The organism is Orenia metallireducens (assembly GCF_003001995.1).
In the GTDB taxonomy this organism is placed as follows: domain Bacteria; phylum Bacillota; class Halanaerobiia; order Halobacteroidales; family Halobacteroidaceae; genus Orenia; species Orenia metallireducens_B.
In genome coordinates, this window is the sequence record NZ_PVNB01000031.1 from 1 (window position 1) to 12,054 (window position 12,054).

The window sequence follows — 12,054 nt, forward strand, 5'->3', positions numbered from 1 at the left end:
CCCAGCCATTGCTTTGCCCCCATCGTCTAGTGGCCTAGGATACTGGGTTTTCATCCCAGCGACAGGGGTTCGAATCCCCTTGGGGGTACCACTAAAAATATCAATTCCACGAAAGGTTTTTGAAGTTTAAAACCTGTAGGGGTACCAAAAATACAGTATGAAGTGACGAGTAAGCAGTTAAGTTTTTAAAAGATCTTACTAATTACTGTTCACTAATTACTACTAACTAAATATGGAGGGGTTCCCGAGTGGTCAAAGGGAGCAGACTGTAAATCTGCCGGCGACGCCTTCAGAGGTTCAAATCCTCTCCCCTCCACCATTTATGCGAAAGTAGCTCAGCTGGTAGAGCATCTCGTTGCCAACGAGAAGGTCGCGAGTTCGAATCTCGTCTTTCGCTCCATTTTGTATATTCAACCTTGTTATCTCAGGATAGCAAGGTTTTCTAGTATTTGGAGAAGGATTTTAATGATGCTTTGGTGAATATTTATATAGTTAGGAATATTTTATAATAGTATTAAAAAGCTTTTGTTTAGATTATTGATTGATGTGTTTTACTAATTAGGTATTTATCAATAATAGATTATAAATTAATTTATAATATTAAAAAACTCTTTGGAGGGAATAATATTGAGTATAGAAAATTCTTCTAATAAGTCTGAAGTTAAAGTAGAAATTTTAGGCAAAGAATATAAAATTAAAGGTAATGAGTCGCCTGAATATATTAAGAATATAGCATCTTTTGTTAATGAACATATGAAAGAGATTCAAGAGTATGCACCATCACTTTCTACAAATAGAATCATAATATTAGGGGTTCTGAACTTAGCAGATAAGCTATATAAGGTGCAAGAGATGAATGGAAAATTAAAAGAAGATAATAATAAATTAGAGAGCAGTTTTAAAAAAATTCTTTCTGAGAATAACAAATTAAAAGAACAGAATAGGACCTTAAAAGAAGAGTATGAAGAATTCTTAGATTTAATTGAGAAGGGAGAGTTAGGTTAGTTGGAGTTTAACTTAATAGATATTGTAGTGATTATTCTTGCAGTAGTATTCATGGTTAAGGGATATAGGTTAGGTTTAATTAAACAGTTAACTGCAATATTAGCTATTATAATTGCTATTTATGTTGCTCAAGAGCAGTATACAATTATTGCAGAGTTTTTAGTTAAGGAATTTGATCTTGCTTTAAAATTAGGAAAAATAATCTCTTTCTTTTTAATTGTTGTGATTGTTACTTTGTTAATTAATTATATAGGATATTTTCTTACTCAATTATTAGATATAATCTTTTTATCTTTTATTGATAATTTTGGTGGTTTATTATTTGGACTTATTAAGGGAATTTTAATCTTATATATTGGACTGTTATTATTAAATATTATTCCTATAGAGCTGTTAGAAAAGGAGATTAATCAATCTTATTTTGCTCCTAAGATATTAAGCTTTAGTTCAGTTGTTGATAAAAAAATTGAAGAATTCTCGAAATGATATTAATTGGAGGCAATATTTATGAATAATTTAATAGTCAGTTCAATCTTTGATGATATTATGAATTTATTAAAGATAAAAGGGGCAAATAGCTATAAAATAAGAGCTTATGAAAGGGCTAGCAAACTCATTAGGGATTTAGAAGTTGATGTAGCCCAATTAATCAAAGAAGGTAGGCTGACAGAGATTTCTGGTATTGGAGAGAGCTTGGCGGAGAATATTAAAGAGATAGTTGAAACTGGGAGTTGTGAGGATTATAATCTTTTGATCAATGAATATCCAGCTACATTAATTTCTTTGTTGAAGGTTTCTGGAGTGGGTGCCAGTAAAGTTAGACAATTTTATAATGAGCTTGGAATTAAAGATTTAAATGATCTAAAGAAGAAAGCCGAAGTAGGAGTATTATCTCAATTATCTGGAATTGGTCCTAAAACTGAAAATAAGATTTTAGAGAGTATAGATAAGCTGTTATCTGAAAAAGATAAGTTTAATTTAGGAGAGGCAACTCATCTAGCCAATCAGCTAAAAGATTATATTGAAGCTTTTAAAGAGGTTGATAATGTTAAGGTAACAGGTGCTATTAGAAGAAAAGAAGAGGTCATTGATCAGATTGATTTAGTTATAGCAACTGATAATTTCAACAAAACAGTTGAACGACTTGAGAAAATTTCTATTATCTCAAATATAGATAAACTAGCTCATCAGACTCTTGTAGTTGATACTAAGCTAGGAATTAAAATCAAAATATCTGTAACTGATAATAGATCCTTTTGGGAGGAGGTCTTTTGGTCAACAGCTTCCAAAGAATATAGTCAAAGATTACAGGAAATTATTGATGATAAGGGAAAGGATACATCTATAGATGATTTTAAAGATGAACAGGAGATGTTTAAATCTCTTAATTTACCTTATATTATCCCTGAATTGAGAGATGATTTAGAGAGTATAGATAGAGCTCAAAATTATAAGTTGCCTAATAGTATTGAACTAAAAGATATTAAAGGTGATTTACATATGCATTCTAGATGGAGTGATGGTCGATATACCATTAAGGAGATGGCTCGAGCTTGTCAGCAAAAGGGGTATAAATATATGGCTATTTGTGACCATACTCAGTCCTTAACTGTAGCCAATGGCCTAAGCCCTGATAGATTGAAATCCCAGTGGGAAGAGATAGATAAATTAAATGAGAGCTTAGATATTACTATTTTAAAAGGAGCTGAGGTGGATATCTTAGCTGAGGGATTAGATTATAGTGATGATATTTTAGCTCAGTTAGATATAGTAATAGCATCTATACACAGTGGATTTAATAATTCTAGTGAGAAGATGATGGAGAGAATCATAAGAGCATTAGAACATCCTCATGTCCATATTTTAGCACATCCTACAGGTAGAATAGTTCTTGGCAGAGGAGCATATAATATTGACTTTGAAAGGTTTATACATAAAGCCATAGAGACTAATACTATCTTGGAGATTAATGCATCACCTAAAAGACTAGACTTAAATCATCAGCAGGTTAAATTAGCTCATCAATTAGGTGCTAAATTTATTATCAATACAGATGCTCATAAGACTAAAGATTTAGATAATATGGGAATTGGTGTTTCAGTGGCTAGGAAGGGCTGGCTAGAGAAAGATGATGTAATTAATACTCTAGAGCTAAGTGAATTTAAAAAGCTTTTAGCTAAATAGGTTTATAATATAGCACTGATTAATAGTCTTGAAATAAAAATTCAGTATGAGTGATAATTAAAGGAGATGAAAAAGTGAAGATAGGAAAGTATAATGAAGGAAAAGTAGTAAAAGAGACTGATTTTGGATTATATTTAGAGATAGATGGTGAGGAGATATTACTACCGAACAAATATATTCCTGAGAATACTGAGATTGATGATAAATTAAATGTATTTATCTATAAAGATTCTGAGGATAGACCTATAGCAACTACATTAACTCCCAAAGCAGAGGTTGGTGATTATGCCTATTTAGAGGTGAAGGATGTTAGTAGAATCGGTGCCTTTTTAGATTGGGGGCTAGAAAAGGATTTATTAGTACCTTATAGAGAGCAACGTGGTAAGCTGAAGAAAGGTAAGAGCTATGTGGTAAGGGTTTATCTTGACCAAGAGACAGACAGAATAGTTGCTACAGAGAAGTTTGATAGATTTGTCGACCATAGTGACTTGGATATCTCTGAAAATGATGAGGTAGATATCTTAATCTATAGATATACCGATTTAGGAGTTGAGGTAATCGTTAATAATAAGTATTATGGGCTGGTTTATAGTGATGATATCTATAAAAACCTAAAGATTGGGCAGAGATATAAAGGATATATTAAAAAGGTTAGAGAAGATAATAAGTTAGATGTCAGCCTAAGAAAGCCAGGTTATGGCAGAGTAGAGGATGCTAAAGATAAAATTCTGAAGAAATTAAAAGAAGATGATGGTTTTATCTCTTTAAATGATAAGAGTTCTCCACATACAATTAAAAGATTACTTCAGATGAGTAAAGGTACATTTAAGAAGGCAATTGGAGGTCTTTATAAAGAAGAAATTATAGATATAACAGATGAAGGAATCAGGTTAAGAGATTAATCTTGACTAATTTTAAGTTAGATGTACAAATAGTTAATTACTCATTATTTCTTGCTTAATTTGTATTGTAGTAATATTTAAGACCTTTAATCTAATTAGATTGAAGGTCTTTGCTTATAAGTATTGACTAATAATATACTTTCTTAGTAATCTTCAATAAACATCTATAGGTATTAAAGAAGGGGAGATTTTCATGGTTGAGCTAGAGGAGGGGATTGGCTTTGAGCAATATCTCAATTCATCTAAAGAGGAGTATAAGCAAGAGCAGTTGCAGATATACAAACAAGTCAATTTAGCAGATAATACGAAGGAAATTATAAGTAAGATAAGCAAGAAGATAAATATTATAATATTTGCAGAGATATACTGTCCAGATTGTAGGATACTGTTGCCTTATTTAGAGAAGATGAGAGAGTTAAATGATAATATATCCATATATATCTTTCCACGTAAAGGTTATGAAGCGGTGATGGAAGAATATATAGAAGTAGCTAGGATTCCTACGATTCTAAGATTTGATAGCTCTAAGCAGTTACTAGGGCAGTTTGTTGAATTTCCTCAAGATTTTAAGACAATGCTAAAAGGACTAAACGAAGAAGAGAAAAAAGCTTTAATTGAAAATTATAGATGTGGAGAATATAATAGGTTAATAGAGCAGGAGATTTTAGAAGAGATAATATTGAGATAACTAGATTCTAAATTAAAGAATCTTGATAAGAAAGGTGATATATTGAATGGATAAACATGCATTGAAAGTCCTGGAGTTTAATAAGGTAAAGGAACAGTTACGAAAACATATCAGTAGTAAGCTGACAGAGACCTTTGTCGATAATTTAGAGCCTAAAACTGAAATGGACTATATTAGAGCAAGGCAAGAAGAGGTAAGTCAGGCCAAACAGATCTTAGTAAAGGAAGAAAGACCTCCCTTTGGTGGAATCTATGATATTAGAGATTCACTGTCAAAGGTAGAGAAGGATATTGTTTTATATGGTGAAGAGCTACTAAATATCCTAAATACTCTGGTGACTGGTCATCGCTTGAGCAATTATTTTGCTAACTTAGATGATGAGGATAATGAGTATTATAGGATAATCAATCTAGCAAGTAATATTGGAAGCTTTAAGGAGTTAGAAAGGACTATTAAAGGGGCAATAGATGAGCGAGGAGAGGTTAAGGATGATGCTAGTGTTCGCTTAAGGGAGATTAGAAAGAATATCAGAAGAACCAGTGAAGGTATTAGAGATCAATTGAACTCTATTATCAATTCAAGTCGTTATCGTAAGTATATTCAGGAATCTGTAATTACAATTCGTGACAATAGATATGTAATACCAATAAAAGCAGAAGCACAACATCAAGTACCAGGAATTGTTCATGACCAATCGGCTAGTGGTCAGACCTTATTTATTGAACCTATGCCTGTAGTTAAACTCAATAATAAGCTTCGCCAACTATCCTCCCAAGAGGAAGAAGAGGTCTATCGAATCTTAAAGGAGTTGTCTTTGAAGGTAAAAGAGAGAGTAGATGATATCAAAGATACTGTACAGATATTAGCGATATTGGATTTTATCTTTGCTAAGGCTAAATACAGTACTGAAATAAGTGGTTCAGAACCTTTACTTAATAGTGATGGAGAGATTAAACTAATTAAGGCTCGCCATCCATTGATAACAGGTGATGTAGTGGCTAATGATGTTCAGTTGGGTAGAGACTTTAATACCCTTGTAATTACTGGCCCTAATACTGGAGGAAAGACTGTTACCTTAAAGACTGTGGGATTATTGATTTTAATGTCCCAATCTGGTTTACATATTCCAGCATTATCAGGTTCTAGTCTTGCGATCTATCAACAGGTCTATAGTGATATAGGCGATGAGCAGAGTATTGAGCAGAATTTAAGTACCTTCTCTTCCCATATGAATAATATCATCAAAATTATTGAAGAGGTTGATGATAATTCACTAGTATTATTAGATGAGTTAGGGGCTGGTACTGATCCTGCTGAAGGTGCAGCTTTAGCTATGTCTTTGTTGGATTATTTACATCAAAAGGGTGCTAAGACTATTGCTACAACCCATTATAGTGAACTTAAAACCTACGCCTATTCTAATGAAGGGATTGAAAATGCTTCAGTAGAATTTGATGTTGAGACTTTACAGCCTACTTATAGACTGCAGATGGGGCTACCAGGTAGTAGTAATGCCTTTCAAATAGCCAGTAAGCTAGGTCTAAGAGAGGATATAATTGAAGGGGCTAATAATTTATTAGCAAAGGATAATATCGAGTTAGATAATATCTTAAAGGAGATTGAACAGGATAGAAAAGAGTACAATGATAAGAAGGAAGAAGCAGAGCAAATTAATCAAGAAGTTAAAAGACTTAAAGAGGAGTATGAAGAAAAACTTAAGTCTTTGGAAGAGAGAGAAGAAAAGGAGTTAAAAGAAGCCTATCGAGAAGCCAATAAAATTATCAAAAGGGCTCAAGATAGAGCAAATAAGATAATAGATGAGCTAAAAGAGAAGAAGCGGGCTAGTGATAGAGAAATTGAAGAGGCAAGAAGTGGATTACGGGAAGAGCGCAAAGGTATTAAAAGTCAAGAGGGTAAATTAGTTGAAGAAGCAAGGAAGAATAGGGGAGTTCCTGACTTAGAAGTTGGTGATAAGGTTAAAATTGTTAGTTTAAGCAAGAAGGGTGAGGTTCTTCAGTTATTCCCTGATAAGAAGCAGGCTCTTGTTCAAGCAGGGATTATGAAGGTAAATGTAGATTTAAGAGATTTAGAGGAGGTAAAGGGCAAGCAGCAAGATAAGGATGATAGTAACTTTGCTAAGGTTAATTATAGTAAGGTTAAAGGCAATAAAGCAAGAAATATCTCTCCGAAGTTGGATTTAAGGGGAATGAGAGCTTTAGATGCTAAGATGAAGGTTGAAAAGTACTTAGATGATGTGATGCTAACCAATCTAAGTCAAATTGAGATTGTTCATGGTAAGGGTACAGGGGTCTTAAAGGATGTAGTCCATGAGATTTTGGATAATTATCCAAGTGTACAGGAATATCGCTTTGGCAAGCCTCAAGAGGGTGGATTTGGAGTTACTATAGTAAACTTTTAATATTTCTAATAAAAAATAGACTAGGGATTAATCCCTAGTCTATTTTTTATTAGTCCCTACCCCTTAACAGGTTAAAGAAGTCAAAGATCTTATCCTTGATTTCTTCAGCTGGATTCTGTGGACCATGGATATTACATTTTTCTGTTGGAATAGTTTCATAGATATAATTTCCTTCTTCATCTGTTAACGGTAATTTAGTCTCGGGATCAATCTTCTTGACTGGAACTCCATTTTCATCAACGATAATACCTGTTTCTACTTGATAAGTTCTAGTTACTACCTCATCTTGTGGGCAGTAATCTGTAGCTATTAATCCTGTAGATTTATCTATCTTTATCTGGGCAGTGGCTTTGTGTAAAGTACCAACTTCTGTTGGTTCTGTACCTTCAATAAATAGCTCTTCCCGCCTTGCATTAGGAGGACAGTATTGATTAGGTAATAACCCATCTTCAATACAGATCTCTTTAGCAATAATATTATTTGGTCTTTTAAATTCTTTAACTGGTCGATTTTCAACAACTTTTTTCATATAATCTCCCCAGATTTTAGAGGCTTCTCCACTGGAGATGATGTCCATCTTAATCTTACCAGTACCATCTTTGATCAGATTTCCTTCTTTATCCTTCATCTGATACTCCATTCTAGTAGGAGAATCTTCACCAAGCCAGACTGATGTTACCAAATCAGGGGTGTAGCCTACAAACCAAGCATCAGTGTAATCAGAGGTTGTTCCAGTCTTACCAGCAGCAGGTCTACCTAAATAAGCTCTCCAACCAGTTCCCCAGACTAAAGGTCCTCTAGAGATAGCAGATTTAAGCATATCTGTTACTAGATAAGCTACGCTCTCATCTAGAACAATATTTCGATGAACCTCATTGGACAAGATTATATTACCATTATTATCTTCGACTTTAGTGATAGCAATAGGGTCTGTTTTAATACCACCAGTAGCAAAGACTCCATAGGCTGTAGACATCTCTAACGGTGTCACTCCTTTGGTCAAGCCACCTAAAGCTAGGGAGAGGTTTCTATCTTCAGGAACTAAGTTTTTAATTCCTAAGCTTTTAGCAACATTAATGGCATTACTAATCCCTACTCTTTCTAGTAATTTAACAGCTGACACATTGAGTGATTTTGCTAAGGCTATTCGCAAAGTAGTTGGACCATGATACTCTCCATCATAGTTTTTAGGAATCCATAGTTCATCCTCGTCACCATTGAGTGTTGTTTTATATCCTTTAGGAGTATCATCTACAACTGTTCCAGTCCCAGCACCTTGCTTGATAGCTGTAGTATAGACAAAGGGTTTAAATGCAGAACCTGGTTGTCGATAGGCTTGAGTTGTACGATTGAATTTATCATCACCGCGACCACCAATCATGGCTTTGATATAGCCAGTATGAGGGTCTATAGTAAGCAAAGCTACCTGTGGTTGAGTCTTACTCTGACCCCTTTGGCGAACAATAGTAGGTAAATAGTTGGTTTCAAAGGCGTGATCTACTGTTTCTTGGGCTTTTTTCTGCATATCTAAATCTAAAGTGGTATAAACCTTTAGCCCCCCAGTATAAACCTGCTTTGCACCAAATTTGTTAAGTAATTCTTTTCTAATGTATTCAACGAAATATGGGGCAACTTCAGCATTATTCTCTTCAGCTCTTTCAAGTTTAATCTCCTCATTAATTGCTTGTTTATAATCTCTTTGAGAGATATATCCCTGTTCCAACAGCTTTGTTAAGACAAGGTCTCTACGTTTTCTAGCCTTATCTAGATTTCTATAAGGAGAATAGCTATTTGGTGCTTTTGGTAGTCCTGCTATTAAAGCAGATTCAGCCAGAGTCAAGTTCTCTACATCCTTATTAAAATAAAATTTAGCAGCACTCTGTACACCATAAGCACTGTGCCCTAAAAAGATTTCATTTAGATAAAATTCAAGAATTTCTGCTTTAGTATACATTCTTTCAAATTGCATGGCGATATACATCTCTTGTAATTTCCGTGAGAATAACTTTTCATGGGTTAAGAGGACATTTTTAGCCAACTGCTGAGTGATGGTACTAGCCCCTTCTACTTTGGCCATTGCCTTGATATCTACCCAGATAGCCCGTAAAATACCTCTAATATCTATTCCATAATGTTGATAGAATCGTTCATCCTCAATTGCTACAATAGCATTTTGTAAGTCTTTTGGAATTTTGTTAATAGGTACGTAGATTCTATCTTCTTTATATAGTTTAGTTAAAATTTCACCATTAGAAGCATATACTACACTACTTTCGCTTGTCTGCCATTGACCATAATCAGAGATATCAGGACTTCTTTTAATGATCCAGGTGACACCACCAATTATAGCTCCCATGCCGACAGCCATAGCTAATATAATTAATATTATAATTAATTGTTTAATCTTCTGCCTGTCTTTAGACAATATACTCACCCCTTTAAAAGATAATAGATATATTATAGATTCTTATTATCTTATTTATAATATTTTTAAGAAAGTTCATAACTATTCTATCAAGGTAAAAGATAATCTGCCATTATCTTTTAGTTTTCAATATTTTTTATTAGTTTAGCTTATAATAGATATTGTCTTCTTAGTTCATTAATTATCTGTGCTAAGACCTTTAAATATTATAACATAAAATAGACTTTATATATAGTAAATTCCCCGTTTAGCTACTAATCATACGGGGCTAATGGATTATTTTTACATATTTGATATTGGGCTTTAATTGTGATATAATGTTAAAAAAGTATTTCTAGATAAATAAACACTCTTTCTCTATTAATATACAAGAGGAAAGAGTTTTTTAATGTTTGTTTAATATTAGATTTTTTTATTATTTTATAATGTAAATAATTTTAAATATTATAGATAGTAATGATGATAGGGGGCTATGTAATGGAAATTGCAGAACAGTTGAAGATAATCAAACGAGGTATCGATGAGATGATTGGAGAAGAGGATTTAGTAAAGAAACTAAAGAAGTCCAAAGAAGAAGGTAAGGCATTAAAGGTGAAATTAGGACTAGATCCAACTGCTCCAGATATTCATTTAGGGCATACTGTAGTTTTACAGAAATTAAAGCAGTTTCAAGATTTAGGCCATGAAATTATCTTATTGATTGGTGATTTTACTGGTAGAATTGGAGATCCAACGGGTAAATCTAAGGCTAGAACTCAATTGACTGAAGAAGAGGTTAAAGAGAATGCTAGAACCTATGAAGAGCAGATCTTTAAGATCTTAGATCCCAAAAAGACTAAGGTAGTCTTTAATAGTCAATGGTTTGGAGAGATGAGTTTTAGTGATGCTATTCAGTTGTCATCTAATTATACAGTAGCTAGAATGTTAGAAAGGGAGGACTTCTCTAAGAGATACTCTAATAATCAACCAATTAGTATCCATGAATTCTTCTATCCAATCTTACAGGGTTATGACTCCGTGGCAATTGAAGCTGATGTTGAATTAGGTGGAACCGATCAGAGATTCAATCTCTTAGCAGGGCGCAACTTGCAAAAAGAGTATGGTCAAGAGGCACAAGCGATTATTATGATGCCTTTACTAGAAGGTTTAGATGGTGTAGATAAAATGAGCAAGAGTAAAGGAAACTACATAGGAATCAATGAAGCACCTAGTGAGATGTTTGGTAAGGCTATGTCTATGCCTGATGAGCTGATCACCCGTTACTTTGAATTATTAACAGATATCTCATTAGAAGAGTTGAATAAGATAAAAGAAGGCTTAGCTAATGGTGATTTACATCCAATGAAGATGAAGAAGAAGGTTGCTAGAGAGATAATCAATAAATATTACGATGAAGATACTGCTCATGCTGCTCAAGAGGAGTTTGAACGAGTCTTTAAAGAAGGAGATACTCCTGATGAAATTCCAGAGGTAGAACTAGCTACTAGTGATTTAGAGGATGGTAAGTTATGGATTGTGAAGCTTGTTGCTGCTACTGGATTGGTAGATAGTAATAGTGAAGCTCGTCGCATGATTAAACAAGGTGCTGTTAGTATAGATGATAAACGCTATGATAAAATGAATCTTGATATAGAAGTAAAGGATGGAATGGTTATCAAAGTTGGGAAGAGAAGATTTGCTAAGATAATTTTGAAGTAGAAAATTGATTAATTTAGAAATAATCTTGCACAAAATCACCCTTTAATTAATAAGATATTAAGGGGTGGTTAGAGTGCTTTTTTTCTTGAAAAGGTTTCTAAAAATTGGATTATCAGTAATAATAATCTTATCTCTGTTCTTTATAATATTGGTAGAAACTACTTTACAACCTATTTTAAATAATATCTGTGAAGTTGAAGTGACAGGAATGTTAACCACTGTTATCAATAAAGGCATTAATAAGGCTACTAATGGATTATCCTATAATGATATGGTTAGAATTCAAACAAATCGGCAAGGGCATATCATTTTAATGGAACCCAATTTGAAGTTTGTAAATAGATTATCCTCTGATATCACTTTAGAGATACAGACAAGATTGGATAACCTTAGTGAAAAGGTTATCACTATACCTATCTCTCAAATCTTTGGGGTTGAAGTCTTATCTAAATTCAGTCCAAGGGTCAATGCGCGAATAATACCTCATGGAGCAGTAAAGACTGATGTTGTTGATGAGTTTGATTCTGTAGGGATTAATCAGACACGACACAGGCTTTATTTGAAGGTAAATACTAAGGTAAGGGTAGTTGTACCCCTTACAGGTACAGAGATAGCTGTAAACACACAGGTTCCTATGACAGAGGCTGTAATTGTTGGTCAGGTTCCCCAAGTGTATGTAGGATTAGAAAAGGGGCTATTTAAAGAAGGGGTAATCAAAAAGGAGTGATAGATT

General features: G+C 33.6%; 9 protein-coding genes and 3 tRNA genes. 11 read left to right on the forward strand and 1 reads right to left on the reverse strand.

Features of this window, described 5'->3' with window-relative positions; translation table 11 throughout:
- Positions 1 to 15: 15 nt before the first annotated feature.
- From BX659_RS15860 to BX659_RS15900, 9 genes are all read left to right on the forward strand, one after another.
- Positions 16 to 91: transfer RNA gene (locus BX659_RS15860), tRNA-Glu, on the forward strand.
- A 143-nt stretch (positions 92 to 234) separates the two neighbouring features.
- Positions 235 to 319 (forward strand) — tRNA-Tyr (locus BX659_RS15865).
- 5 nt (positions 320 to 324) lie between these two features.
- Positions 325 to 400 (forward strand) — tRNA-Gly (locus BX659_RS15870).
- A 227-nt stretch (positions 401 to 627) separates the two neighbouring features.
- Positions 628 to 1,005 (forward strand): cell division protein ZapA, encoded by a 378-nt coding sequence (locus BX659_RS15875; RefSeq protein WP_097019263.1) that lies wholly within the window; start codon positions 628 to 630, stop codon positions 1,003 to 1,005.
- On the forward strand, positions 1,006 to 1,491 hold the full coding sequence (locus BX659_RS15880; RefSeq protein WP_097019264.1) for a CvpA family protein: 486 nt from the start codon (positions 1,006 to 1,008) through the stop codon (positions 1,489 to 1,491).
- Between the two features lie 21 nt (positions 1,492 to 1,512).
- Positions 1,513 to 3,189, forward strand: a complete 1,677-nt coding sequence (gene polX, locus BX659_RS15885; protein ID WP_097019265.1) for a DNA polymerase/3'-5' exonuclease PolX — start codon at positions 1,513 to 1,515, stop codon at positions 3,187 to 3,189.
- A 74-nt stretch (positions 3,190 to 3,263) separates the two neighbouring features.
- The gene (locus BX659_RS15890; RefSeq protein WP_097019266.1) at positions 3,264 to 4,091 is read left to right on the forward strand and encodes a CvfB family protein; all 828 of its coding nucleotides are present in this window, start codon (positions 3,264 to 3,266) and stop codon (positions 4,089 to 4,091) included.
- 193 nt (positions 4,092 to 4,284) lie between these two features.
- Positions 4,285 to 4,779 (forward strand): thioredoxin family protein, encoded by a 495-nt coding sequence (locus BX659_RS15895; protein WP_097019267.1) that lies wholly within the window; start codon positions 4,285 to 4,287, stop codon positions 4,777 to 4,779.
- Positions 4,780 to 4,825: 46 nt separating this feature from the next.
- Positions 4,826 to 7,198, forward strand: a complete 2,373-nt coding sequence (locus tag BX659_RS15900) for an endonuclease MutS2 (protein ID WP_097019268.1) — start codon at positions 4,826 to 4,828, stop codon at positions 7,196 to 7,198.
- Positions 7,199 to 7,247: 49 nt separating this feature from the next.
- Here BX659_RS15900 and BX659_RS15905 read toward each other — a convergent pair whose 3' ends face one another.
- Positions 7,248 to 9,623, reverse strand: a complete 2,376-nt coding sequence (locus BX659_RS15905; protein ID WP_097019269.1) for a penicillin-binding protein 1A — start codon at positions 9,621 to 9,623, stop codon at positions 7,248 to 7,250.
- A 477-nt stretch (positions 9,624 to 10,100) separates the two neighbouring features.
- Between BX659_RS15905 and tyrS the strand changes: the two genes are divergently transcribed.
- Both tyrS and yunB read left to right on the forward strand, forming a co-directional pair.
- A complete protein-coding gene (gene tyrS, locus BX659_RS15910) occupies positions 10,101 to 11,321 on the forward strand; it encodes a tyrosine--tRNA ligase (RefSeq protein WP_097019270.1) in 1,221 nt (406 codons plus the stop codon).
- Positions 11,322 to 11,406: 85 nt separating this feature from the next.
- Positions 11,407 to 12,048 carry a sporulation protein YunB gene (gene yunB / locus BX659_RS15915; protein ID WP_258176154.1) on the forward strand — a complete coding sequence of 214 codons (642 nt, stop codon included), beginning with the start codon at positions 11,407 to 11,409 and terminating at the stop codon, positions 12,046 to 12,048.
- Positions 12,049 to 12,054: the final 6 nt, after the last annotated feature.